Origin of the sequence: Pseudarthrobacter sp. B4EP4b (assembly GCF_006680095.1) — a bacterium.
In the GTDB taxonomy this organism is placed as follows: Bacteria; Actinomycetota; Actinomycetes; order Actinomycetales; family Micrococcaceae; genus Arthrobacter.
The window spans coordinates 56,877-82,565 of record NZ_VHIJ01000010.1; the positions used below are offsets into that span (position 1 = coordinate 56,877).

The window sequence follows — 25,689 nt, forward strand, 5'->3', positions numbered from 1 at the left end:
GACATGATGTCTTCAACTGAAGAGCTTTTGAAGCGTCTCGGTGTCTCAATTGACGCCGGGACGCTTCGTCTTGCGCTCACACACCGTTCCTACGCCTACGAAAACGGCGGCATCCCCACCAACGAGCGGCTCGAATTCCTGGGTGACTCCATCCTCGGGTTCTCCGTGACGGACGCCTTGTACCGGGACAATCCGGACCTGCCCGAAGGTGATCTGGCGAAGCGCCGTTCGGCCGTAGTCAGCACCCGTGCCCTTGCCGGCATCGGGCGCAGCCTGGGGATTGGCGACTACATCTACCTCGGGCAGGGCGAAAAGCTCACCGAGGGCAAAAACAAGGCGTCGATCCTTGCGGACACTATGGAGGCGCTGATCGGTGCCACCTACGTGTCCAACGACATCGAGACGGCCCGCCAGCTGGTGATGCGCCTGATCGGGCCCCTGCTCAAAGACGCTGCTGCCCTTGGTGCCGGGACCGACTGGAAAACGAGCATCCAGGAACTTGCGGCGAGCCGGCAGCTTGGAACCATCCACTATGCGGTGGAGGGCTCGGGCCCGGACCATGCGCGCGTTTTTACCGCAGTCCTTCACATCGGCGGCACGGCGTACGGCCGGGGAACGGGCCACTCCAAAAAGGAAGCGGAGCAGGAAGCTGCTGCTGACGCCTGGCGCGCCCTTTCCGGCACTGCGGCTTCAAGCGCTGCGGCTTCCGCCACCGGGGGCAAGTCCGCCGGCTCCATAGCCGCCAAGTAGCGCTGTGCCCGAACTTCCCGAAGTTGAGGTGGTCCGCCGCGGCCTGGTGAGCTGGGTCCGCGGCCGGACCATCGAATCCGTGGAAGTCCTGGACGAACGCTCCATCCGCCGCCACGCGCTCGGGACCGCGGATTTCGTCGGGAACCTCGAAGGGGCCACCGTCGCCGACGTCGTACGCCGGGGAAAATTCCTGTGGCTGCCATTGGTGGACGCCGCTGCCGGCCCCGCTGATGACGATGCTTCGGGGAAGGGGCGTCCCGCCGTCGCGCTGATGGCCCACCTGGGCATGAGCGGCCAACTCCTCATGCAGGACGCGGATGTCCCGGACGAGAAGCACCTCAAAGTACGGTTCCGGCTGAGCTCCAGCGACGGAATGCCCGGACAGTTGCGGTTCGTGGACCAGCGGATCTTCGGGGGCCTGTTCGTCACCGCACTGGTACCAACGGACGACGGCGGCCCCGGCGGACTCGCCGAATCGCCCCTTCCCCTGATAGCAGAGGAAGCGGCCCACATCGCCCGCGATCCGTTGGACCCTGCTTTCTCCTTTGACCTTTTCTTCCGCCGCCTCCGCAAACGCAAAACGGGATTGAAGCGGGCCCTGCTGGATCAGGGCCTCGTGTCGGGCATCGGCAATATTTATGCGGATGAAGCCCTGTGGCGTGCCCGCCTCCACTTCGCCCGGCCCACAGACACCCTCCGCAGGGCCGAAGCCGAGAGGGTGCTGGATTCCTCCCGTGACGTTATGCTCGATGCCCTGGCCGCCGGCGGGACGAGCTTCGACTCCCTCTATGTCAATGTCAATGGCGCCTCGGGATACTTCGACCGGTCCCTCAACGCCTACGGCCGAGAGGGCCAGCCGTGCCGGCGGTGTGCCGCTGCGGGAATCCACGCAGTCATCCGGCGCGACCAGTTCATGAACCGCTCCTCGCACACCTGTCCCGTGTGCCAGCCCCGTCCGCGCAACGGCCGCTGGTAGTCCGCGGCCGGCAGATTCTGCGGATTCTTCGGTTCCGCAATGTGGACCTGGCTGCGACACTTTGTCGATGAAGGCCAAGCGCCGCCCGGCCGCGCATGGCTTCCCTTGCCGGACAAAAGGAACGGGCAGCCCTTGTACATCTCAATGTCGGACCGCAAAGGCGGCCAGCAGGACTTGCAGGAAACAGGCGGCCACGCTGCGCTGACGGCCTTCAGGTTGTCGCCGGTGATCATCTGGCTGGGCATTGTGAGCATGGTGACGGACATTTCCTCGGAGTCTGTCGCGGCGGTCCTTCCGCTGTATGTCACAGGATTTCTCGGGCTGTCCACCATAGCCTTTGGTGTCATAGACGGCATCAACCAAGGTGCCAGTGCCATTGTCCGGATCGGGGCGGGATGGGTGTCGGACCGCACAGGCCACCCCAAACGCGTAGCAGTCGCAGGATACGGGCTGTCCATGGCGGCCAGGGTTGGCTTCCTCTTCGCCGGCGGTTTCTGGGCCATCGCCGGGATCGTCACCGGCGACAGGATCGGAAAGGGGATCCGGACGGCTCCCCGGGACGCCCTGATATCGGCATCCGCACAGCCCGAATACCTGGCCCGGTCCTTTGGGATCCACCGGATGCTGGACAACATCGGCGCGGCCGCCGGACCATTGATCGCCTTCCTCATCCTGATGCTGATACCCAACGGGTTCAGCACGGTTTTTGTGGTGTCCCTGGCCTTCGCCATCATCGGCGTGGCGGTTCTGGTGCTGGTGGTGCCGGACAAACTGAAGCTTTCGGCTCGGCCGAGCGAAGGGAGGCCCCGGCCCGCGTTCCGCTGGTCCCAGCTGAAGTGGCTGCGCCTGAAGGAGCAGGGCCTGGCCCGACTCGTGGCGGTCACGGGTCTGCTGGGCCTGCTCACCATCGGCGATGGGTTTGTCTATCTTCTCCTTCAGGACCGGGAGGCCTTTGCCGTCCAGTGGTTTCCGCTCCTTTACGTCGGAACGAATGTCGCATTCCTGGTCTTCGCAGTTCCGCTGGGCCGGTTGGCTGACCGGTGGGGGCGGGTCCACGTCTTCCTGGCCGGCCACGTGGCGCTCCTGGCATGTTACGTTCTGGCGGTACTTCCGCTGGGCGGAACTGCCGCCACCCTAGGCTGCCTGGTGCTGCTGGGACTGTTTTACGCCGCCACAGACGGCGTGCTCTCGGCCCTGGTGAGCCAACTTGCGCCACCGGAACGGCTCGGAACTGCCTTGGGAGCCGCGCAGACTGTGGTGGCACTAAGCAGGATGGCAGCTGCAGCCTGCTTCGGCCTCCTCTGGTACCTGCTGGGACCGGGTACGGCGGCGGCCTGTGTGGCAGGCCTGCTGGCACTGGCGGTGCCCGTTGCGGCGATTGTCCTTCGCCGGCCGGCCGGAAGGACGGCAACATCGTGAGCAGGACCCCCGTCGACACTGCCCCCAGCAGCCCCAACCCTGACACCGATGCCCAGCAGGGCCACGGCATCACCGGCCTTGAAGCACCCGGCAAGGCAAGCCGACGGCGGCTGGTGCTCCTGCTGGCAGTGGCCGCCCTGGTGCTCGCCGGTGCAGGAGCCTACGGACTCTCGGCGTTCCGGCAGGAGCAGGCCGGCCGGGACGCCGCATCAACGGTAAAGGTGGTTTTGGCCACGTCCTTGCCGGCGGAACCTTATGTGATGTTCCGCAACACTGCGCCCGGGCAGGGCTACGGGCAGGCCGCCACTGTCGCATTGGCCGATCCCGCCGGCGAGCGGGCACTGAGCGGTCAACCCTGCGACCGCGTCTACGCCTCAAAGGAACTCGTCAGCTGCCTCCAGACCGTCAACGACATTCCTACAAAATACGAGGCCGCAACCTACGATTCGTCGCTGAAGCGCCTCGATGCCTGGGCACTGGGCGGCATCCCCAGCAGGACGCGGCTGAGCGGTGACAGTTCCCTCATCGCCACCACGGTTTTTGTTGCCGGACATTCGTATGCTTCCGCGGGCTTCTCCACCGAGACCGTTATCCGTGGCAGGGACGGCGCCGTCCATGGCAACCTTGAAGATTTTTCGCTGATTTTAGACGGAACACGGATCAAGGCCTCGGACCGGAATATCTGGGGTGTCACCTTCGTGCCCGGTGACCCCGCAGCTTTCTATGCCACGGCGTCGTCGCAGGGCCACATCTGGCTGGTCCGGGGCGACCTTAGCGCCAGGACGCTGACGGTGATGGCGTCAGGGGTTGAATGCCCGTCGATTTCACCTGACGGAACCCGTATCGCTTTTAAGAAGAGCACCACCGGCACCCTGGTGGGGCACCGGAACATCGCCGTGCTGGACCTCGCTTCCGGGAGCGAAACCGTCCTGGGCGAGGAGCGAGACATTGACGACCAGCTGGAATGGCTGGACAACAACACCGTAGTTTATGGGGTGCCGCGGGACGACACAGGCCAGGACAGCGACGTGTGGGCAGTTTCCACCGAAGCCGGAGCGGCTCCCCGGCTGTTCATTGAACACGCATGGTCTCCGGCAGTGGTGCGCTGAGGGTCAGTCGCGTACCCGGAAGATCACCGGATACGGCAGGAAGGGCCGGTAAATCCGGGGCATTGCGCCGCAACGCAGTAGATTTGGTCCTGGGAAGAAGCACTCGCCCCATGCCATTCAGGAGATCCGAAAAGCCTTGCACCTCAAAAGCCTGACCGTCCGGGGGTTCAAGTCCTTTGCGTCCGCCACCACCTTCGAGTTCGAACCCGGCGTCACCGCCGTGGTGGGCCCGAACGGCTCCGGCAAGTCCAATGTGGTGGATGCCCTGGCCTGGGTCATGGGGGAGCAAGGGGCCAAGACCCTGCGCGGCGGGAAGATGGAAGATGTCATCTTCGCGGGAACCTCTGGCCGACCACCACTGGGGCGCGCCCACGTCTCGCTGACGATTGACAACACCGACGGCGCACTGCCCATCGAGTACAGCGAGGTGACCATCTCGCGGACGCTGTTCCGGGCTGGCGGCTCCGAGTACGCCATCAATGGCGCGAGCTGCCGCCTGCTCGATATCCAGGAGCTGCTGTCCGATTCCGGACTGGGCCGCGAGATGCACGTCATCGTGGGCCAGGGCCAGCTGGACAGGGTCCTGCACGCCACCCCGGAGGACCGCCGCGGTTTTATCGAGGAAGCCGCCGGCATCCTCAAACACCGGCGCCGCAAGGAACGGACCGTGCGCAAGCTCGAGGCCATGCAGGCCAACCTGCAGCGCCTGACCGACCTCACCGGAGAAATCAGGCGCCAGCTGACCCCGCTGGGCAAACAGGCCGAGGTTGCCCGCAGGGCCCAGCGCGTCCAGTTCGACGTCCGTGACGCCAGGGCAAGGCTTTTGGCGGATGACCTTGTCCAGTTGCAGCAGGCCCTCGAGCAGGACGTCGCCGACGAAGCCGCCCTGAAAACCCGGCGGGCCGCCGTCGAACAGGAACTTGAGGCCGGCCGCCGGCAGCAGGCCGCCCTGGAGCAGCTGGCCGCCGAGGCTACGCCGAAACTCAACGCCGCACGCGACAGCTGGTACCGGCTGACGGCCTCGCGTGAGCGGCTCCGCTCCGTCGGCTCGCTGGCCCAGGAACGCAGCCGCCTCCTGGGTTCCGCCGAGCCCGCCCCGGCCGGCCGGGATCCCGAACAGCTGGAGCGCCAGGCTGCCCGGGTCCGCGAAGAACTGGCAGAACTCGAACGCCACATCCTGGACAAGCGCAGCGCCCTGGAGACCGCCAGCGCCGCAAAGGCGGACGCCGAAGCCGCAGCGCTGGCCGAGGACAAGCGGCTGACCGCAGTGTTGCGGGCCGCGGCCGACCGGCGTGAAGGACTGGCGCGGCTGGCCGGGCAGGTTGCCGCTGCCCGGTCACGGGTGGAATCCGCGCAGGCTGAATTGGGCCGGCTCCGGGAATCGCAGTCCGCCGGGCTGGAGCGCCGCGCCCGCGCCCAATCCGAGTTCACCGCGCTGGAAAACCAGGTGGCAGGGGTCGAAGAGGGCGAGGAATCCCTTGATGCGGAGTACGAGGCCGCCAGCGAGGCCCTGGACGCGGTGTTGCAGGACATCTCGTCGCTGAGCGCCGCCGTCAGCGAGGGCATCCGGAAGCGTGATGCCCTCGCGGCGCGCCTCGACGCCCTGAGACTTGGCCTCACCAGGAAAGACGGCGCAGGGCACGTCCTGCAGGCAGGCCTGGACGGAGTGCTGGGGACCCTCGCCGCGGAGCTCACCGTGGAACCCGGCTTCGAATCTGCAATAGCCGCTGCGTTGGGGGAGGCCTCGGAGGCGGTGCTCGTCCGGGACGGGGAAACAGCGGCCGCAGTGGTGCAGGTCCTTAAGGATGACGACGCCGGCCGCGCGGCGCTCCTGCTGGCTTCCGCGGGTGCCGCCTCCGGAGCCGGGGACCGCCCGCCTTCCCTCCCCGAGGGAGCCGTCTGGGCTGCAAGTCTCATCACGGACGCCGGCGCCTTCGGTCCTGCGGTGGGGAGCCTGCTGGACGGCACCGCCGTCGTCGCCGATATCGAGGCGGCCGCCCACGTGGTGTCAGCCCATCCAGCGATCACCGCGGTCACCCGGGATGGGGATATTTTCACAGCGGTATCCGTCACGGGCGGATCAGCCAAAGCGCCGTCACTCCTGGAAGTCCAGGCGGCAGTGGACGACGCCGAAGGCCGGCTTTCAGCCGTCACAGCTGAGCTTGAGCGGACCAGGTTCGCCCTTGCCGGCGCCGAGGCCCAGCGGTCCGGGGCGCAGGAACGTGCCGACGCCGCCCTCGACCGCCTGCATGAATCGGATGCACGGCTCGCTGCCGTCGCCGAACGCCTGGGACACCTCAACTCCGTCCTCCGCAGCGCCGTGGGTGAAAGCGAGAGACTCGCGGCGTCGCTGGCGCGGGCCGAAGAAAATGTCGGAGCGGAGGAGGAAGCGCTCGCCGCCGTGGCCGCGAGGCTGGCATCTGCCCAGGAAGCACCATTGGAGCAGGAGCCTTCCACGGAACATCGTGATGCCCTGGCCGCGGCCGCCTCCGGCGCCCGCGCTGCCGAGGTGGAGGCCCGCCTCTCGCTGCGCAGTGCCGAGGAACAACTGGCGGCCACCAGAAACCGGGTCTCCTCCCTGGAGCGTGCGGCGGCTGCTGAGCGCCGCGCGCGGGAGGAAGCAGCCGAACGTGCCCGGCGCCGCCGCGCCCAGGCGAAACGTGCAGCGGCAGTCGGAGCCGCCGTCGAACTGGCCCTCCGGTACATGGATGTGTCCGTGGACCTCGCACGGCACGAACGCGACCTTGCGGAGGAGAACCGGGAACAGCGGGACCGTGAACTGCTGCACCTTCGGACAACGAACGATACCTTCGCCCGCGAACTCGCCGAGCTCACGGACAACGTGCACCGGGATGAGCTGGCCCGCGCACAGCAGCTGGCCCGGATCGAGGCCCTCGAAAGCCGGTCCATTGATGAGCTGGGAATTACCCCGGACGCCCTGGTGGCGGACTACGGGCCGAATGTGCCGGTTCCGGTTCCGGCCGAAGAAAGCGGCGACAAGTGGGCTGCCCTGCGCGCCCCGGTGGATGCCGGCGGAACAGAGATTGTCGAAGGAAAGCCCTACGTCCGCGAGGAGCAGGAGAAACGGCTCCGCAAGGCCGAACGTGATCTCGCCAGCCTGGGTCGCGTCAACCCCCTGGCGCTGGAGGAATTCGCCGCGCTCGAGGAGCGCCACCAGTTCCTCAGCACCCAGCTTGAAGACCTCAAAGCCAGCCGCAAGGACCTGCTGGACATCATCAAGGAAGTGGATGACCGCGTGCAGCGGGTCTTCACCGAAGCCTTCGAAGACACTCAGGCGCAGTTCATCCGGGTCTTTGCCAGGTTGTTCCCCGGCGGCGAGGGACGGCTGGTGCTCACCGACCCGGAGGACATGCTGACCACCGGCATCGAGGTGGAGGCCCGGCCTGCCGGCAAAAAGATCAAGCGACTCTCGCTCCTGTCCGGCGGTGAGCGCTCGCTGACCGCCGTCGCCCTGCTGGTGGCCATCTTCAAAGCCCGCCCGTCGCCGTTCTACGTGATGGATGAAGTGGAGGCTGCCCTTGACGACACCAACCTGGGCCGGCTCATCACCATCTTCGAGGAGCTCCGGGAATCGAGCCAGCTCATTGTCATCACCCACCAGAAGCGGACCATGGAAGTGGCCGATGCCCTGTACGGCGTGACCATGAGGGGCGACGGCGTCTCCACCGTGATCAGCCAGCGCCTTGGCGCCCAGGTGTAGGCAGGCCGTATGAGAAGCTAGGGGAGTGAATGACATCCTCCCCATAATTTTGTCCATTGTTGCTGCCTTGGCGGTTATTGGCGGGCTGATTCCGGTCCTGCTCAAGACGCGGAAAAACATCAACCAGTACCCGGGCACCCGCGACGCCAACGATCCCGTCATGCCGCGCGGCGGCAGCACAGCCGTCGATGACAGGCCGTCCACCACAACGGATGCCCAAGCCATCGGCCCGGTGGACGTGGAGGACCTCGACACCACCACGGTCCCGGACGATGCCGCGGGGCTGGAAGTCATCCCGGTCGAGACGCCGCTGCCCGTGGCCGGGCGGCTCATGCGCCTTCGCGAACGGCTGGTCCGCTCCAACAACATCATGGGCAAGGGACTCCTGGCGCTGCTGTCCAGCGACAAGATCGACGAAAGCGTCTGGGACGAAGTCGAGGAAACCCTCCTCCTTGCCGACCTTGGCACCGAACCCACCATGCAGCTGGTTGATGCCCTGCGTGAGCGCGTCAAGGTACTGGGCACCCGGACGCCCGAGCAAGTCAAGGTGCTGCTCCGCGAAGAACTCATCAAGCTCGTTGATCCCACCATGGACCGCACTCTCAACGTCCAGCGGCACGACGACAAGCCCGCCGTGATGATGGTGGTCGGCGTCAACGGCGTCGGCAAGACCACCACCGTGGGCAAGCTTGCCCGCGTGCTTGTGGCGGAGGACAAAGACGTGCTCCTGGGCGCCGCCGATACCTTCCGTGCCGCCGCCGCCGAACAGCTGGCAACCTGGGGCCAGCGGGTGGGTGTGCCAACCGTCAAATCGGATATCGACGGCGCCGACCCCGCCTCGGTCGCCTACGAAGCGGTCAAGGCCGGCATCGACCAGGAGGTTGACGTCGTCATGATCGACACCGCCGGCCGGCTCCAGAACAAGGTTGGCCTGATGGACGAGCTCGGCAAGGTCAAGCGGGTGGTCGAAAAGCTGGCCGAAGTCGATGAGGTCCTCCTGGTGCTCGACGCCACGACCGGCCAGAACGGACTGAACCAGGCACGGGTGTTCTCCGAGGTGGTCAATATCACGGGTATCGTCCTCACCAAGCTGGACGGTACAGCCAAGGGCGGCATCGTCGTCGCCATCCAAAGGAGCCTCGGCGTTCCGGTCAAGCTCATCGGTCTGGGCGAAGGCGCTGACGACCTTGCACCTTTCGAAGCCGAAGCGTTTGTGGACGCCCTCCTGAACTAGCTGGACTTGCCGCCAGACCCTCAGGCCTTGGCGGGCCTGAGGGTCTCCCTGGTTCCGAGCCACACGCAGGCCGCAACCACCATGACCCCGCCGGTGACACCGAAAGCCCAGCCATAGCCCAGCCGGTCCGCCAGCAGACCTGCCACGATGGGCCCAACGATCGCGCCGACGTCGGACACCATCTGGTACACGGCCAGCACCTTGCCGCCTGACCGCTCGTTGCCGATCACGTCCGCGACGGCCGCCTGCTGGGCCGGTCCGAACAGCCCGGAGCCGACGCCGGCCACCGTTGAGGCGGCCAGGAACCATCCGAGCTGGTCAGCGAAGCCGATGGCCGCTGTGGCGGCGCCCGCCACCAGCAACCCCGCGATCATCAGGGGCCTTCGCCCCATGCTGTCCGCCAGGCGTCCGGAAAATGTCAGGGCCGCGGCGTTGCCTGCTGCGAACACGGCCAGTGCCAGCCCCGCGGCCTCCGGCCCGGCGCCGAAGACGGCAGCGGCCAGCAGCGGAACGGTGGCCATCCGCACACCGAAGGTGCCCCACCCGTTTGCGAAGCTGGAGGTCAGCGCGGCCCGGTACGCCCCTGTTGCCAGCGCCTGGCCAAAGTTCATCTCGGGTGCGCGCTGCTGTGCGTCCGCGGATCCGCGGCGCTGGTGGCTCAGCTGTGTCTGCACCACCAGTGCGGCAACAATCAGTGCCGCGGCGTACGCCAGGAACGGGATCCGCAGGCCGAACCCGGCCAGCAGCCCGCCCACGATCGGGCCGCACACGTTGCCGACAAGGAAGGCCGACGCATAGGCCCCGGACACCCGGCCGCGGGCCTCCGGCGGTGCCAGCCGGATGACCAGGGCCATCGACGCCACCGTGAACATCACCGAGCCGGCGCCGCCGAGACCGCGGAAGAGCAGAAGCTGCCAGTAGTCCTGGGCGAAGGCGCAGGCGGCCGTGGACCCGGCCACGATCAGCAGCCCGGCCACATAGACGGGCCGTTCCCCGAGCTTGCCGATCAGGCTGCCGCCGGCGGGAGCAAAGACCAGCCGCATAAAAGCGAAGATCGCAACAATCACGGAAGCCTCGGTGTTGCCCACCCCGAATGTCCTGGCGAATTGCGGCAATACGGGCGCAACAAGCCCGAAGCCGAGCGCAATCAGGAACGCAGCGGCAAGCATCACCTTGATGTCCCGGGGCAGCGGGTCCCGCTGGGGCCGAAGGCGGGACAGAATCCTTGAAGTGGCGCCGCTTCCGCGGGGTGCTGCCGTCATGGTGGGCAATTCCTTGCAATGGGGTGGGCCGGGTGCCGGCGGGAATCGTGAAACACAACCGTAACAAGTGCGATATGCACCATTTACTTCCTAGAGGTTGTTGTAACAGGCCGGCAATCTAAATCCTCCGCGGTCGAAACACGCCGACGACACACTTTTTACAGGACGCAAAAAGGCGTTGGCAGGCGGAGGACTTCCGCAAGATTCGATGAGAGAGGACGTGCACCATGGAACTTACCGCAGGTCACGTTTGGATCATGGTGGCGGCAGCCCTTGTGCTGTTCATGACACCAGGTCTGGCATTTTTCTATGGCGGCATGACCCGTGCCAAGGCCGCACTGAACATGATGATGATGAGCTTCATCTCCATCGGCATGGTGGGCGTTGTCTGGGTTCTCTGGGGTGCATCCATGAGCTCGGGCGAAGGTTTCCTGCAGATTGTGGGCAACCCGTTCGCCACCTTCGGCCTCGAGGGGATCGACACCCCTGACGGACTGATCAAGGTCGGCTACGCGGCCACCTTCGCGATCATCACCGTGGCACTGATCAGCGGTGCCATCGCGGACCGTGCCAAGTTCGGCGCCTGGACCGTGTTCGTCCCCGTGTGGGTGACGCTCGTTTACTGCCCGCTGGCCTACATGGTGTGGGGCGGCGGACTGTTCGGTCCCGAGGGCGCAGTAGGCCAGGCACTCGGACCGGCCATCGACTTCGCCGGCGGCACCGTGGTCCACATCAACGCAGGCGTCGCGGCCCTGGTGCTGGTCCTCATCATCGGCAACCGCAAGGGCTTCGGGAAGGACCCGAACCACCGCCCGCACAACATTCCGTTCGTGATGCTGGGTGCGGCCATCCTCTGGTTCGGCTGGTTCGGCTTCAACGGCGGCGCCGCCACCACGGCTGAGCAGGGCGGCCTCATCTGGATCAACACGCTTGCAGCTCCGGCGGCAGCCATGCTCGGCTGGCTCGTCACCGAACGAATCCGCGACGGCCACCCCACCTCGCTGGGCGCAGCCTCCGGCGTTGTTGCCGGCCTCGTGGCCATCACCCCCGCCTGCGCCAACGTCAGCCCCGTCGGCGCCCTCGGCCTCGGCGTGGTAGCCGGTGTGGCCTCCGCCCTGGCCGTGGGACTCAAGTTCCGCTGGGGCTTCGATGACTCGCTGGACGTCGTCGGCGTCCACCTCGTCTCCGGCATCATCGGCACCGTGGCATTGGGCTTCATCGCACTGCCCACCGACGGCGTGGGCGGCGGCCTGTTCTACGGCGGCGGCATGACCCAGATGTGGGCACAGCTCGCAGCAGCCGGAATCGCCATTGCCTACTCCGCCATCCTGACGACCATCATCGCCCTGGCCATCCACAAGACCATGGGCTTCCGGGTCTCGCAGGAACAGGAAACGGTGGGTGTGGACCTCAGCCTGCACGCCGAGACCGCCTACGAGTTCGGTGTCAGCGGCCACGGCGGAAGCTTCCAGCCGCTGCACGACTTGATCACCGGCAAGAACCAGCAGGAAGGCGCGCAGGCTGCTGAAGCGGCTGCTGCGCCGAAGAAGGAATCAGCAACAGGCAAGGAAAGCGTGGGGGCATGAAACTGATCACCGCAATCGTCAGGCCGGAAAAGCTCGAAGCCATCCGGGAAGGACTGGAAGCCTACGGCGTACAGGGCCTGACGGTCAGCGCGGCCAGCGGCTACGGCCGGCAGCGCGGCTACACCGAGGTCTACCGCGGAGCCGAGTACAACGTGGACCTGCTGCCGAAGATCCGGGTGGAAGTCCTGGCCACGGATGAGCAGGCCGATGACATCCTGGACGTCATCATCGCCAGTTCGAACACCGGACGTGCCGGGGACGGCAAGGTGTGGACCATGGACGTCTTCGAAGCGGTCCGGGTGCGCACCGGGGAACGCGGAGTTGCCGCCATCTAGGCAGCTTCTCCTTCCGGCAGGCTAATCCAGCAGATTGAAAGAGCGGGCAGGGAACCGAAAGGTTCCCTGCCCGCTCTTCTGTTGCCCTCTAAGCCTGTACGGCTGCCGGCGCCGCCCGCGGCCTACTCTGCCAGCGGGGTACTGGACCAGTCCGCCGGACCGGCCGACCCGGCGTCGTACTCTTCCATGGGGACGCTGTCCTCCTGCCATGCCTTCAGCACGGGTTCAACGATCCGCCAGCATTCCTCTGCTGTATCGCCCCGCACAGAGAGCAGCGGGTCGCCGGTGAGCACACCCTCAAGGACCTCGCCGTAGGGCAGGAGCTCGGAGGCGCTCAGCTCCGCCTCCAGGGTGATCCGGGACAGGCTGAGGATTTCACCGGGTCCGTTCACATCGACGTCGAACTCGAGGGTGTCCGGCCCGAAGCCGATCCGCAGCTGGTTCGGCGAGTCCACCCCGGTAAAGCCCTTGGGCAAATGGGGGACGGGCCGGAACGTCACCACTGCCTCCTTGCGCTTCACACCCATCGCCTTGCCGGACCGCAGGATGAACGGGACGCCCTTCCAGCGCCAGTTATCGATCCGCACGTCTATCCGGGCGAGGGTTTCGGTCCCGCGGGAGGCGTCCACGCCCTCCTCCTTTGCGTAATCCGGCACGTCCTTGCCTCCCACAGTGCCTGCCGTGTAGCGCGCCCGGTGCGTGGACTCCGTGTACGGGGAGGGGACGCTGCCCGCGCGCAGGACCGTGGAAATGGAGTCGCGCAGGTCCCGTTCGCTGATGGTCGACGGCGGCTCCATGGCCATCAGGGCCATGATCTGCAGGAGATGGCTCTGGATCATGTCACGCAGTGCGCCTGCGCCGTCGTAGTAGCGGGCCCGGCCTTCCAGCGCGAGGTCTTCGTCGAAAATGATCTCCACTTTTTCCACGTGATGCCGGTTCCAGACCGGTTCCAGGAAGTTGTTGGCGAACCGCAGGCCCAGGATGTTCAGCACCGTGGCCTTGCCCAGGAAGTGGTCCACGCGGTGGATGTGGTCCTCCGGGACCAGGCGGCCCAGCGTCTGGTTGAGCGAACGTGCGGATTCTTCGCTGGAACCGAACGGCTTTTCCATCACCAGCCGGGTGCCTGCCGGAACCTGCTCCGGGCGGAGCGTCTCGCAGGCCAGTTGGCTGATCCGGGGCGGCAGCGCGAAATAAACGGCGGCAGGGCCCTCGAGGGTGGCGAGCAGCGAGGCCAGGGCGCCATCGGCAGTGACATCCAGTTGGTGGTACACGGTTTCCTTTTCCAGGTCCGCCAGCGCCTTCTGTCCCTCGGGGTCCGCGGACTCCGCCGACCCGGCGAACGACTGATGCACCCGGTCCCGCCATTGCTCCGGGGTCCAGGGATCGGAGCCTGCCCCGACCAGCCGCAACCCGGCCGCCCGGCCCTTTGCCACGAGGCGGCCCAGGCCTGGCAGGAGCAGCCGGCCGGTGAGGTCTCCGGAAGCGCCGAGGATGAGCAGGGTTTTTACAGTTGTTTGGCTCGTCATTTCGCCAGCATGCCACCTTGCGGGCCGGCTTGGTACCCTAGATAGTCGAGTCCCGATCATCCACAGCCTTAGATCATCCACTGAAAGAAGTGCACGGCACGTGTTCAATTCACTCTCTGACCGGTTGACAGCAACCTTCAAAAATCTCCGCGGCAAAGGCCGCCTCACTGAGGCCGATGTTGATGCCACAGTGCGGGAGATCCGCCGCGCCCTCCTGGACGCGGACGTTGCCGTTCCCGTAGTCCGTGAATTCACCAGCCGGGTGCGCGAACGCGCCCTGGGCGCCGAGGTTTCCGGCGCGCTGAATCCGAGCCAGCAGATCGTCAAGATCGTCAACGAGGAACTCGTGGAGATCCTGGGCGGCGAGACCCGCCGGATCCGCCTGGCCAAGAACGGCCCCACCATCATCATGCTGGCCGGCCTTCAGGGCGCCGGTAAGACCACCCTGGCCGGCAAGCTGTCCAAGTGGCTGAAGGCCCAAGGCCACAGCCCCATCCTCGTGGCCTGCGACCTGCAGCGCCCCAACGCCGTCACCCAGCTCCAGGTGGTGGGCCAGCGGGCCAAGGTGCCGGTCTTCGCGCCGCACCCGGGAGCCACCTCCTCCGAGCTGGAGCACCCTGCCGGTGATCCCGTGGAGGTTGCCCGCGCCGGTGTTGAGGAAGCCCGCCAGAAGCTGCACGACGTCGTGATCGTGGACACCGCCGGCCGCCTCGGCGTCGACGTTGACATGATGGAGCAGGCACGCCAGATCCGCCGCGCCATCGTGCCCAACGAAGTCCTGTTCGTTATCGACTCGATGATCGGCCAGGACGCCGTGAACACCGCGCTCGCCTTCGATGAGGGCGTCAACTTCACCGGCATCGTGTTGTCCAAGCTCGACGGCGACGCCCGCGGCGGTGCGGCCCTCTCGGTCGCGTCGGTCACCGGCAAGCCCGTGATGTTTGCGTCCACGGGCGAAGGCCTGGACGATTTCGAACTCTTCCACCCGGACCGGATGGCCTCGCGCATCCTGGACATGGGCGACGTCCTGACGCTCATCGAGCAGGCGGAGAAGTCCTGGGACAAGGACGAAGCCGCCAGGATGGCGAAGAAGTTCGCCGACCAGGAGGACTTCACCCTCGAGGACTTCCTGGCCCAGATGCAGCAGATCCGCAACATGGGCTCCATGAAGAAGATGCTCATGATGATGCCGGGCGCGCAGAACATCCGCCAGCAGCTCGAGCAGTTCGACGAGCGTGAAATTGACCGCGTGGAGGCCATCGTCCGGTCCATGACGCCGCACGAGCGCCTGGCCCCGAAGATCATCAACGGTTCACGCCGCGCCCGCATCGCCCGCGGTTCCGGCGTGCACGTGTCCGAGGTCAACGGCCTGCTGGAGCGTTTTGCACAGGCCCAGAAGATGATGAAGAAGATGGCCCAGGGCGGCATGCCGGGCATGCCCGGAATGCCGGGGCTTCCCGGTGCCGGCGGCGGCGCCCGGAAGAACGCGAAGAACGCGCCCAAGAAGAAGGCCAAATCCGGCAACCCGGCCAAGGCTGCCCAGGAGCGCAAGGACGCCGAGGCCCGGCGCGCCAACGCTGCCAAGGCCCTTCCCACCGGTGCCGCTTTCGGCCAGCAATCCGGCGACTTCGATCCCTCGCAGCTGAACCTGCCCAAGGGCTTCGACAAGTTCCTCGGCAAGTAGCCCGCCCGACTGACTGGCAGTTGACGCACTCAAATGCGCTTTTCAGTGCGTCAACTGCGAGTCACTTGGGATGGTTCCCGGGGGAAGTCAGTGCCGTGGAATAGGGTTGGGTCATGTTCAAGCAGAGGGTAGTGTTCGTGCACGGCGCCGGCAGCTTCGGCTCCGCGGCCTGGCCGCGCCAGCACGGGATGGCACTGTCCTACGACGCCTTGTTCCTCCGCCGCCACGGCTATGATCCGGTGGCCGAGCCCGTTGAATCTTCCTTCGAGGAGGATGCCAGGATCGTCCTGCGGTCGCTGGCCGACGACGGCCGGGGGGCCGCCGGCGGACATGTCGTGGCACATTCCCAGGGTGCTGTCGCCGCGATGATGGCCGCCGTCGAACGCCCTGATCTGGTCTTTTCCCTGACCCTGGTGGAACCGGCATGCCTGTCGCTCACCGCAGAACTCCCGGCCACCGCGGCGCACATCGGCCTGATGCAGCCCTTGTTCGATGCCCGTCACCAGATGAGCGACCAGGACTTCCAGCGCGAGTTCGTCCGTCGTGTCTACGCCACGGACCTGCAGCAGCCCGCCACGGCCGAGGAGAAGCGTTCCGCCAGGCGGCTGCGGCTGCAGGCCCCGGCCTGGGAAGCGCCGCTGCACATCGTCCCCGGCGTGCCCACCCTTGTCCTCACTGGGGGATGGGAACCGCTCTACGAGGAAATTGCCGGGTACCTGCGGGAGACCGGCGCCCTGCACCGCACTGCGGCGGGAGGGCACCGGCCCCACGACTCCGTGGAGGGAGACCGCATCCTGCGGTCCTTTATCCGGGATGTGAGCAGGATCCAGTCACCTAGGGCGTCCTGACGCCCTGGCTTCCGGCGGGAACGCTCAGTTCCGGAAGGTAAACCTTGCCGCCGGCCGCCAGGAACTCCTCGCTCTTTCCGCGCATCCCTGCCGCGGCATCAGCCAGTGCCGCCTGCGCCGCCGCTGAACCATACTCGTCCCGGATGTCCTGGCTGATCCGCATCGAGCAGAACTTGGGGCCGCACATGGAGCAGAAGTGCGCCGTCTTGGCCGGTTCCGCCGGCAACGTTTCGTCATGGAACGCCTCGGCCGTCACAGGGTCCAGGGACAACGCGAACTGGTCGCGCCAGCGGAACTCGAACCGTGCCTTGGACAGGGCGTCGTCGCGTTCGTGCGCGCCGGGGTGGCCCTTGGCGAGGTCCGCAGCGTGGGCAGCGATCTTGTAGGTGATCACTCCGGTTTTAACATCATCCTTGTTGGGCAGGCCCAGGTGTTCCTTCGGCGTGACGTAGCACAGCATGGCGGTGCCGTAGCGGGCGATCTCGGTGGCGCCGATGGCCGAGGTGATGTGGTCATAGCCGGGGGCCACGTCGGTGACCAGCGGCCCCAGTGTGTAGAACGGGGCACCCTTGCACAGTTCCTGCTGGCGCTCCACGTTTTCGCGCACCAGGTGGAACGGAATGTGGCCGGGGCCTTCCACCATCACCTGCACGTCGTATTCCCATGCCCGCTGCGTGAGCTCAGCCAGCGTGTCCAGTTCGGCGAACTGCGCCGCATCGTTGGCGTCCGCCGTGGCCCCGGGCCGCAGTCCGTCACCCAAGGAGAAGGCGACGTCGTACCGGGCGAAGATTTCGCAGAGTTCGTCAAAGTGTGTGTAGAGGAAGTTCTCCTGGTGATGCGCCAGGCACCAGCCGGCCATGATCGAACCGCCGCGGGACACGATGCCCGTTACGCGGTTGGCCGTCAGGGGCACGTACCGGAGCAGTACCCCGGCGTGGATGGTCATGTAGTCCACACCCTGCTCGCATTGTTCGATCACGGTGTCGCGGAAAATTTCCCAGGTCAGGGCATTGGCTTCGCCGTTGACCTTCTCGAGTGCCTGGTAGATGGGAACGGTTCCGATCGGCACGGGGGAGTTGCGGATGATCCATTCCCTGGTGGTGTGGATGTCGTCGCCGGTGGACAGGTCCATCACCGTGTCCGCGCCCCACTGGGTGGCCCACTGCAGTTTGTCCACTTCCTCGGCGATGGAACTGGTGACGGCCGAGTTGCCGATGTTCGCGTTGATCTTCACCAGGAATGCCTTGCCGATGATCATCGGCTCGGATTCGGGGTGGTTGATGTTGTTGGGAATGATGGCCCGGCCGGCAGCAATTTCACTTCGGACCAGCTCGACGTCGCAGTTCTCCCGCAGGGCCACAAACCGCATCTCCGGGGTGACCACGCCCTGCCGGGCGTAGTGCATCTGGGTTACGGTCCTGCCGTCGACGGCGCGGCGGGGCACCGGCCGCGCGCCCTTCCACTCGGCGCTGGCCGCACCGCGGCGGACAGCCGAGCGTCCGTCGTCGAGCAGGTTCCGCCCGCGGCCGCCGTAAGCTTCCGTGTCCGCACGCGCTGCTATCCACTCAGCCCGGAATGGCGTGAGGCCGCGGACGGGATCACTGCCGGGCCCGGCGGTCCGGTAGACGCGGAACGGCCCGTTGGGCTGGCCGTTCGGTGAATCCGCCAGCTCGATTTCCGTGACCGGCACCCGTATCCCGGCCGCCGCATCTTCGACAAACGCCAGGGAATGGGACTTCAGCGACTGCGTGACGGGTGGCTGGTCCTGGCCTTCGGACAGGCCGCCGGACTGAATTTGGGCAGGGTTGAGCTGTGCATTTGGTGTACTCAAGGAATACTCACTTCCTTCGCCGGCATTACCCGGACAGGTTCAACGGTCGCAGGCTGCGTCAGCCCGATCTCAGCCCCTGCAAGGGCACCCGTGTGGTCACCAAGAAGCTACCACAGCTGTTTCGGAAGGGCCGTGTCACATCCGGTGGTGCTAGCCTGTCCGGGCGGGAAAGCGAGGCAGATCCATGGCAGAGATCATCCAGTTCAACGGCGCCGTCCTGACCGGGCCGGACACCGAGGCACGCGGGCTGTGGTCCGTGGACGGCAGGCTGACCTTCCGGCGGCCGGCGGCGGAACCGGACAGGATCCTTGATGGCTGGGTGCTGCCGGGATTCGTTGACGCCCACTGCCATATCGGCCTGGGAACCGGTGGCGCCGTTGACGAAGCGACGGCGGGAGAGCAGGCAAGGACCGACCTGAATGCGGGCACGCTGCTGGTCAGGGACGCAGGTTCCCCCGCAGACACCCGCTTCCTCCAGGGCAGCCGCAACGGGCCGCTGCTGATCCGCGCCGGCAGGCATGTCGCCCGGACCCGCAGGTACCTCCGCGGCTTCGCCGAGGAAGTCGAGCCCGACGGCCTGGTGGAAGCCGTCCGGAAGCAGGCCCGCGACGGCGACGGCTGGGTCAAGCTCGTAGGGGACTGGATCGACCGCGGCGCCGGCGACCTGGCGCCGTCGTTCCCTGCCGCCGTCGTCAAGGACGCCGTCCAGGCCGTGCACGACGAAGGTGCCAGGATCACCGCGCACTGCTTCGCCGAAGAAACACTGGACCAGATGCTGGACGCGGACATTGACTGCATCGAACACGCCACCGGACTGTTGCCGCGGCACCTTCCGCGGTTCGTGGAGCAGGGTGTTGCCATGGTGCCCACCCTCATCAACATCGCCACTTTCCCTGACATAGCCGCGCAGGCGGAGCCCAAGTTCCCGCGGTATGCGGCCCATATGCGTGCCCTGTGGGAACGGCGGGCGGAGCGGGTGCTGGAGGCCTTCGACGCCGGAGTGAAGATCTACGCCGGAACGGATGCCGGCAGCGTCATCCGCCACGGTCGGATCGGTGATGAAATCCTGGCCCTCCACCATGCAGGCCTGCCTGTGGCCGCCGCCCTTGACGCCGCCTGCTGGGGCGCCCGGAAGTGGCTGGGTGTTGACGCGCTCGAGGAAGGTGCCCGGGCCGACGTCGTACTCTGCCGGGAGGATCCGCGGCAGGTTCCGGAAACGGTGCAGGAGTTGGCCCATGTGGTGCTGGGCGGGCGCGTCGTCCGCTGAGACACGGATAACCTGAAAACTGCTTGGAATAAATTGAAGCTTCAAGTAATTTTAATAGTGACAGGCCCACCAACCCGACGGGCCCCAGCACCGGGAGTTTTCAATGACTGCAGAAGCCGCCACCCAGGATCTTCTTCCTGCCGACCTCACTATGGGCACCGTGATGCTCAAGGTGGGCGACATGAAGGTCATGACCGACTACTACCAGCGTGCACTGGGGCTTGAAGTTGTGGCCGAGCAGGACGGCGGGCTGTACCTTGGCCGGCTCCAGAAGCCGCTGGTCCACCTTGCCCCCGCTCCGGGATTGAACCTCCCCGGCAGGGGGGAGGCCGGCCTTTTCCACACGGCCCTGCTGTTTGAGAACCAGGCCGACCTCGCAGCCACCATCGCCACAGCGGCCCGGTTCGAGCCGCGCTCCTTCACGGGCAGCGCCGACCACCTCGTCAGCGAGGCTTTCTACTTCACCGATCCCGAAGGCAACGGCATTGAGCTCTACTGGGACCGCCCGCGGAGCAACTGGTCATGGAACGGTACCGACGTGGTGATGGACAGCCTCGCCCTGCCGCCACAGCGCTACCTGGAGCAGCACCTCACCGAAGAATCCCTGCAGCGCCAGCGCGGAACAGTGGCGGGAGTAGGTCACGTCCACCTCCAGGTTGGCGACGTCCAGTCGGCCCGGGACTTCTACGTGGGCACCCTTGGCTTCGAAAAGACCGCCGGCTGGCACGGACAGGCACTCTTTGTCTCCGCCGGCCGGTATCACCACCACATGGCGATGAACGTCTGGAACAGCCGCGGAGCGGGGCCCCGCAAGGACACTCTTGGCCTGGGTGAAGTGCTCATCGAAGTTCCCTCGGGGGACGACGTCGGGGCGCTGGCTGACCGGCTGAAGGTCGCCGGGGTGCCCGCGCACCATACCGGTGCGGAACTGCGGTTCGAGGATCCCTGGCGCAACAACATCCGGGTCGCAGTCCGCTGAGCCCGCCTGCTAACCCCGTTGGGATGCCGCCTGCCGGCGCGGGTGCGGGCGGCGGGGGCCGGGGCGGTGTACTAGGCTGATGCCGAACGGCCGGCGCGGCAGGTGCCGCTTGCTTGAGCGGCCGCACCGTCGACGGAACGAGGGCACTTCCCATGGGCTTCACCGAGATCTTTGTTGCTGACCACGCAGGCGCGCTGAAGCGCGCCGGAGTGCTGGACCAGGGCAGCGGCCAGCCGGCCGCGCACGCTGTGCGCATCCCCGAAATCAGCGACTTCGAAATTGAGCAGCTTGGTGATCTCGCCGGCACCGCCGTGCATGCAGGCGGGGCCGACTACGAGCTGACCATGGTGGACGTAGCCAGCGACTCGCTCCTTGCTGTACCTCCGGCCATGGTCCGTGCCCTCGCCGACCTTCTGACCTATGAGATCGAAGGGGAAGGCAACGTCCTGGATGACGTCGCCGAACAGTGGGCTGCCCAGGAGGACATGCCGTTCGATTCCGCCCAGGCCCGGACCTACGTCCGGCAACTGGCGGAACTCGCCGGCGGAATCGACGACTCTGAGCGCAGCGGACTGTACGTCTGGACCTCCTGAGCAACATGCCCGCAGGCGCGGGCAGGGTGTCAAGTCGAAATCCGGGCGCTCATCTGGCACAATAAACAGGTACTCGATCTGCGTGGCCCCTCTCTCCGCGTCCGGATCCTGTCCTTCGAGCCCGCAAGTACGGCCCGCCCCACGGGTGCAGAACGCCGGGTTCACCCCCTTTCTGAAACAGGAGTGACCACAAAAGTGGCCGTAAAGATTCGCCTTAAGCGCTTTGGCAAAATGCGCGCACCGTACTACCGCATCGTCGTCGCAGACTCACGCACCAAGCGTGACGGCCGCGCCATCGAGGAAATCGGCAAGTACCACCCCACCGAAGAGCCCTCATACATCGAGGTTAACTCCGAGCGTGCACAGTACTGGCTGTCCGTCGGCGCCCAGCCGTCCGAGCAGGTTGCCGCGATCCTGAAGATCACCGGTGACTGGCAGAAGTTCAAGGGCCTGCCGGGCCAGGAAGGCACCCTCAAGACCAAGTCTGAGAAAGTAGCCTTCGTTGCTCCCGAAAAGGGTTCTGTGATCATCCCGGAAGCCATCACCAAGAAGGCATCCAAGTCTGACGCAGCCGAGGCACCGGCCGAGGCAGAGACCACCGAGGCTGAGTAAGTTGCTGGCAGAAGCGCTGGAACACCTGGTCCGGGGAATCGTTGATTCCCCGGATGACGTCAAGGTCAGCTCCAAGAGCAACCGCCGCGGGGATACCCTCGAGGTGCGCGTTCACCAGGACGACCTCGGAAGGGTGATCGGCCGCCAGGGCCGCACGGCACGCGCACTGCGCACCGTTGTGGCAGCCCTGGCCGGCGGCGAACCGGTAAGGGTCGACGTCGTCGACACTGACCGCCGCCGCTGAGCGCTCGGCAACATCAGCTTTTGCTCCGGCCCCTCCACCCACGGTGGAGGGGCCGGAGTGCTTTCACCGGCACCCTTTCACCGGCACCCTTTCACCGGCCCCCCGCCGAACCACACGGAACAGACACATCGGAACAGAGGAACACATGCAGCTGCAGGTGGCACGAATCGGCAAACCCCACGGCATCCGGGGGGAAGTAACCGTCCAGGTCCTGACCGACGCCCCTGAGGACCGGTTTGTTCCGGGAACCGCATTTGTGGTCGAACCGGCCTCTGCCGGACCGCTGACCGTCAGCAGCGCCCGCTGGAACAAGGACATCCTGCTGCTGGGGTTCGAGGAAATTGGAACCCGCAATGAAGCGGAAACCCTCCGCGGTGCCAAACTCTTCATTGAAACCGAGGAACTGGACGAAGACGACGACGACGGCTGGTACGAGCACGAGCTGGTGGGACTCGAAGCCCGGGTGGGATCCCAGGTGGTGGGCAAGGTCGCCGCGCTCAACACCATGCCGGTCCAGGACCTGCTGGTGGTCACCACGCCAGGCGGGGAAGAGATCCTCATACCTTTCGTTGAGCAGATCGTGCCGGAGGTCAACATCGAGGAAGGATTCGTCCTCCTCACCCCGCCGGACGGCCTGTTCGAGCTGAACGTGGACCAGGACGCCGGAACCGGTCCGGAAAGCAACGCCTAAATGCGGATCGACGTTGTCAGTATTTTTCCCGAGTACCTGGCGCCCCTTGAACTCTCCCTGATCGGCAAGGCCCGCCAGGACGGGATCCTGGACCTTCACGTCCACGATCTCCGGGCCTTCACCACCGACAGGCACCGGACCGTGGATGACACCCCCTACGGCGGTGGCGCGGGCATGGTGATGAAGGCTGAGCCCTGGGCCCAGGCATTGTCGTCAATCGCAGAGGGACGCCCGGCAGGTTTGGACAAGCCTGTCCTGATCGTCCCGTCGCCCGCGGGGGAGCGGTTCACACAGGCCCTCGCCTACGAACTGGCCGAAGAGGAGCACCTCGCATTTGCCTGCGGACGCTATGAGGGCATCGACGAGCGGGTCATCGAGTGGTCGAATGAACACTTCACCGTGCGTCCCGTCAGCCTTGGCGATTACGTCCTGAACGGCGGTGAAGTGGCTGTCCTGGCCATGGTGGAGGCCATCGGCAGGCTCCTGCCCGGTGTTGTGGGCAACCCGGAGTCGCTCGTGGAGGAGTCACACTCCGACGGGTTGCTGGAGTACCCGGTCTACACCAAGCCATCTGTCTGGCGCGAGCGGGAAGTGCCCCCGGTCCTGCTCAGCGGCAACCATGGAAAGATCGCCCAGTGGCGCAGGCACGAACAGTTCCGCCGGACGGCGGAACGCCGCCCCGACCTGCTCGAAACGTTCGACGCCGGCAAGCTGCCCCGTGCCGACCGCGCCGCCCTGCAGGACCTGGGATACGACGTCGTGGACGGCCGCCTTCGGCGCCGCCCCGCCGGGCCTGACGGACAGCAGGACTGACCGGGGCCCGCATCTTCGGGCCGCCGGATTCCGGGATTGGCTGTCCGTCGCGGACTGTGGCAAAATTAGTCCTTGTGTCTGCTGGGTCCGCACCTGCCACAGGGGGAGCGCAACCAACAGCTAAGGCAACCGGCCACATCAATCAGTGAAGTGGCCGGACTACTAAACTTTCGGCAGCAATCTCCGGTGCGCCACCAGCGTCCGGGCTTGACTGCCGTGACCCAAAGTGAATGACCCGTGGCGTTCACCAGGAGTGCACTCATGCATATTCTCGATTCCGTAGATGCAGCCTCGCTGCGCACCGATGTTCCCGCGTTCCGCGCAGGTGACACCCTCAAGGTTCACGTGAACATCATCGAAGGCAAGAACACCCGTGTCCAGGTATTCCAGGGCTTTGTCCTGGGCCGCCAGGGCGAGGGCGTCCGCGAGACCTTCACCGTCCGTAAGGTGTCCTTCGGCGTCGGCGTGGAGCGTACCTTCCCGGTACACTCCCCGATCATCGAAAAGATCGAGGTCGTTACCAAGGGTGACGTCCGCCGCGCCAAGCTTTACTACATGCGTGCACTGCGCGGTAAGGCTGCGAAGATCAAGGAAAAGCGCGACTTCAGCACCGCCAAGTAAGTCCTTCCCGGACCTACCCAGGCAGGGCCGCAGCCGTAACCGGCCAGCGCCGGAGCCATGCACCAGCGCCCAGGATACGGACTTATGGACCAGACAAAACGCCAGCCCCCCAAAACGGGCTGGCGTTTTGCGTTCCTCGCCTTTGTGCTGGCCATTGCGGTCAGCGGGCTGGTCCGCTCACTCTGGCTGGATGTCTACTACATTCCGTCCGAGTCCATGGAACCGCTCCTCCAGGGCGGGGACCGGATCCTTGTCTCGCGCACGGATTTCAACGCCGAGCCGGTCCGGCGCGGGGACATCGTGGTCTTTGACGGCCGGGGAACGTTCTCACCGCTCAACAGCGGCAGGGGCGCGTTCGTGGACTCCGCAGTGGCAATCACCCAATGGCTTGGCCTCACCGGCAGTGACACCACGTACGTCAAGCGCGTCATCGGCCTCCCGGGGGACACCGTGGTCTGCTGCGACACCGGCGGGAAAATCACCGTCAACGGCCAGCCATTGGCCGAGCCCTATATCTTTCCCGGTGATCACCCCAGCACCCAAAAGTTCACCGCAGAAGTGCCGGACGGGCGGCTGTGGCTGTTGGGCGACCACCGGTCCGTGTCCGCCGACTCCCGGAGCCTGCTGGGTGCCCCCGGCGGGGGGATGGTACCCCTGGACAGGGTGATTGGCAGGCCGGTCCAGATCGTCTGGCCGCTTGATAGATTTGCTGCAGTACCTCGGCCGCCAGCGGCAGGGCCCATAAAAGAGAACGGACAGTAGATGCCCGAGAACCACCCGCGGATCCCCGAGCCGCGTCCGGACGGTGCCCCGGATTCCCCGGCCAGTGCTGCACCGGAAGCAGCAGCGGCTCCGGAAGCACCTTCCAGGGCTGCGAGCAGCCGGGCCGAAGCGAGGGCCGCCGACGAAAAGACGGGCGGGAGCCAGGTGCTCGCCTGGCTGAAGGAAATAGCCACGGTAGTGGTCATCGCCGTGGTGCTCTCCTTCCTGATCAAAACGTTCCTGTTCCGGGCCTTCTTCATCCCTTCCGAATCCATGGTGAATACGCTGGACGTGGACGACCGCATTTTTGTTAACCTCCTGGTACCGGAACCGTTCTCGCTGAGCCGCGGGGACGTTGTGGTGTTCCGCGACACCAAGGGCTGGCTGCCGGCGGCGCCGGAAAAGACCAACGGGCCCTTCACCTGGGTGCAGGACGGCCTGACGTTTGTTGGCCTCCTGCCGGACAACTCCGAGCAACACCTGGTCAAGAGGGTCATCGGGCTGCCGGGGGACCATGTGGTTTGCTGTGACGCCGGCGGTAAACTGACCATTAACGGAACCGCCATCGACGAAAAGTACGTCAACGCTGAAGAGGTTCCGCAGGTCCGCAACTTCGATGTGACTGTCCCCGAAGGCAAGGTGTGGGTGATGGGTGATAACCGGAACCACTCCGCCGATTCCCGGGCCCACATGGATGCCGGCGGCGGTTTCGTTGATATGGCAGATCTTGAAGGCAAGGCTGCCGTCATCGCATGGCCGCTGAGCCGGATCACCACCCTGGACAACTACCCGGACGTGTTCCGCAACGTTCCGGCGGCGCCCTGAC

Annotated in this window: 23 protein-coding genes and 1 riboswitch; of the genes, 20 read left to right on the plus strand and 3 right to left on the minus strand. The window is 66.0% G+C overall.

Annotation, left to right across the window (positions count from 1 at the left end; genetic code table 11):
• The first annotated feature begins 6 nt into the window (after positions 1-6).
• The 6 genes from rnc to ftsY all read left to right on the plus strand — a co-directional run bounded on the left by rnc (position 7) and on the right by ftsY (position 9,209).
• Positions 7-750, plus strand: a complete 744-nt coding sequence (gene rnc / locus FNL14_RS04305) for a ribonuclease III (protein WP_091415895.1) — start codon at positions 7-9, stop codon at positions 748-750.
• A 4-nt stretch (positions 751-754) separates the two neighbouring features.
• Positions 755-1,726 (plus strand): bifunctional DNA-formamidopyrimidine glycosylase/DNA-(apurinic or apyrimidinic site) lyase, encoded by a 972-nt coding sequence (gene mutM / locus FNL14_RS04310; RefSeq protein WP_142057944.1) that lies wholly within the window; start codon positions 755-757, stop codon positions 1,724-1,726.
• 132 nt (positions 1,727-1,858) lie between these two features.
• Positions 1,859-3,145, plus strand: coding sequence for an MFS transporter (locus tag FNL14_RS04315; RefSeq protein ID WP_255470694.1), 1,287 nt, complete (start codon positions 1,859-1,861; stop codon positions 3,143-3,145).
• A complete protein-coding gene (locus FNL14_RS04320) occupies positions 3,142-4,254 on the plus strand; it encodes a TolB family protein (protein WP_370455795.1) in 1,113 nt (370 codons plus the stop codon). Before FNL14_RS04315 ends, FNL14_RS04320 begins: the two co-directional genes overlap by 4 nt.
• A 136-nt stretch (positions 4,255-4,390) precedes the next feature.
• Positions 4,391-7,975, plus strand: coding sequence for a chromosome segregation protein SMC (gene smc / locus FNL14_RS04325; RefSeq protein ID WP_181762541.1), 3,585 nt, complete (start codon positions 4,391-4,393; stop codon positions 7,973-7,975).
• A gap of 25 nt (positions 7,976-8,000) precedes the next feature.
• Positions 8,001-9,209 (plus strand): signal recognition particle-docking protein FtsY, encoded by a 1,209-nt coding sequence (ftsY, locus tag FNL14_RS04330; RefSeq protein ID WP_142057947.1) that lies wholly within the window; start codon positions 8,001-8,003, stop codon positions 9,207-9,209.
• Between the two features lie 20 nt (positions 9,210-9,229).
• On the opposite strand, the gene FNL14_RS04335 is transcribed toward ftsY, so the two are convergent.
• The gene (locus FNL14_RS04335) at positions 9,230-10,471 is read right to left on the minus strand and encodes an MFS transporter (protein WP_142057950.1); all 1,242 of its coding nucleotides are present in this window, start codon (positions 10,469-10,471) and stop codon (positions 9,230-9,232) included.
• A 227-nt stretch (positions 10,472-10,698) separates the two neighbouring features.
• Between FNL14_RS04335 and FNL14_RS04340 the strand changes: the two genes are divergently transcribed.
• Together FNL14_RS04340 and FNL14_RS04345 are read left to right on the plus strand one after the other, a co-directional pair.
• Positions 10,699-12,057: an ammonium transporter gene (locus FNL14_RS04340; protein WP_091415915.1), complete on the plus strand. Its 1,359-nt coding sequence runs from the start codon at positions 10,699-10,701 to the stop codon at positions 12,055-12,057.
• Positions 12,054-12,392, plus strand: a complete 339-nt coding sequence (locus FNL14_RS04345; RefSeq protein ID WP_015937412.1) for a P-II family nitrogen regulator — start codon at positions 12,054-12,056, stop codon at positions 12,390-12,392. The genes FNL14_RS04340 and FNL14_RS04345 overlap by 4 nt, the downstream gene beginning before the upstream one ends.
• 122 nt (positions 12,393-12,514) lie before the next feature.
• Here the strand turns inward: FNL14_RS04345 and FNL14_RS04350 are convergent, their stop codons facing one another.
• Positions 12,515-13,918 (minus strand): glucose-6-phosphate dehydrogenase, encoded by a 1,404-nt coding sequence (locus FNL14_RS04350; RefSeq protein ID WP_142057952.1) that lies wholly within the window; start codon positions 13,916-13,918, stop codon positions 12,515-12,517.
• Positions 13,919-14,018: 100 nt separating this feature from the next.
• On the opposite strand from FNL14_RS04350, the gene ffh reads away from it, so the two are divergent.
• Together ffh and FNL14_RS04360 are read left to right on the plus strand one after the other, a co-directional pair.
• Positions 14,019-15,602, plus strand: a complete 1,584-nt coding sequence (gene ffh / locus FNL14_RS04355) for a signal recognition particle protein (RefSeq protein ID WP_091415919.1) — start codon at positions 14,019-14,021, stop codon at positions 15,600-15,602.
• A 113-nt stretch (positions 15,603-15,715) separates the two neighbouring features.
• Entirely contained in the window at positions 15,716-16,450 is a 735-nt protein-coding gene (locus FNL14_RS04360) for an alpha/beta fold hydrolase (RefSeq protein WP_091415921.1), read from the plus strand.
• On the opposite strand, the gene thiC is transcribed toward FNL14_RS04360, so the two are convergent.
• Entirely contained in the window at positions 16,437-18,281 is a 1,845-nt protein-coding gene (thiC, locus tag FNL14_RS04365) for a phosphomethylpyrimidine synthase ThiC (protein ID WP_142057954.1), read from the minus strand. The two genes, FNL14_RS04360 and thiC, sit on opposite strands and share 14 nt — an antisense overlap.
• A riboswitch (TPP riboswitch) is annotated at positions 18,276-18,383 on the minus strand. Its footprint overlaps the gene before it by 6 nt.
• An 82-nt stretch (positions 18,384-18,465) precedes the next feature.
• Here thiC and FNL14_RS04370 point away from each other — a divergent pair.
• The 10 genes from FNL14_RS04370 to lepB (FNL14_RS04415) all read left to right on the plus strand — a co-directional run bounded on the left by FNL14_RS04370 (position 18,466) and on the right by lepB (FNL14_RS04415) (position 25,688).
• Positions 18,466-19,548 carry an amidohydrolase family protein gene (locus tag FNL14_RS04370; protein ID WP_142057956.1) on the plus strand — a complete coding sequence of 361 codons (1,083 nt, stop codon included), beginning with the start codon at positions 18,466-18,468 and terminating at the stop codon, positions 19,546-19,548.
• A gap of 103 nt (positions 19,549-19,651) precedes the next feature.
• Entirely contained in the window at positions 19,652-20,527 is an 876-nt protein-coding gene (locus FNL14_RS04375) for a VOC family protein (RefSeq protein WP_142057958.1), read from the plus strand.
• 152 nt (positions 20,528-20,679) lie between these two features.
• Entirely contained in the window at positions 20,680-21,120 is a 441-nt protein-coding gene (locus FNL14_RS04380) for a hypothetical protein (protein WP_142057998.1), read from the plus strand.
• A 195-nt stretch (positions 21,121-21,315) separates the two neighbouring features.
• A complete protein-coding gene (rpsP, locus tag FNL14_RS04385; RefSeq protein ID WP_142057960.1) occupies positions 21,316-21,732 on the plus strand; it encodes a 30S ribosomal protein S16 in 417 nt (138 codons plus the stop codon).
• A gap of 1 nt (position 21,733) precedes the next feature.
• Positions 21,734-21,976: an RNA-binding protein gene (locus FNL14_RS04390; RefSeq protein ID WP_013601399.1), complete on the plus strand. Its 243-nt coding sequence runs from the start codon at positions 21,734-21,736 to the stop codon at positions 21,974-21,976.
• A gap of 145 nt (positions 21,977-22,121) precedes the next feature.
• Positions 22,122-22,667: a ribosome maturation factor RimM gene (gene rimM, locus FNL14_RS04395; protein ID WP_091415931.1), complete on the plus strand. Its 546-nt coding sequence runs from the start codon at positions 22,122-22,124 to the stop codon at positions 22,665-22,667.
• Positions 22,668-23,480, plus strand: coding sequence for a tRNA (guanosine(37)-N1)-methyltransferase TrmD (gene trmD, locus FNL14_RS04400; RefSeq protein ID WP_142057962.1), 813 nt, complete (start codon positions 22,668-22,670; stop codon positions 23,478-23,480).
• A gap of 261 nt (positions 23,481-23,741) precedes the next feature.
• Positions 23,742-24,101, plus strand: coding sequence for a 50S ribosomal protein L19 (gene rplS, locus FNL14_RS04405; protein WP_050054723.1), 360 nt, complete (start codon positions 23,742-23,744; stop codon positions 24,099-24,101).
• An 84-nt stretch (positions 24,102-24,185) separates the two neighbouring features.
• Entirely contained in the window at positions 24,186-24,863 is a 678-nt protein-coding gene (lepB, locus tag FNL14_RS04410) for a signal peptidase I (RefSeq protein ID WP_142057965.1), read from the plus strand.
• Positions 24,864-25,688, plus strand: a complete 825-nt coding sequence (lepB, locus tag FNL14_RS04415; protein WP_142057967.1) for a signal peptidase I — start codon at positions 24,864-24,866, stop codon at positions 25,686-25,688.
• Position 25,689: the final 1 nt, after the last annotated feature.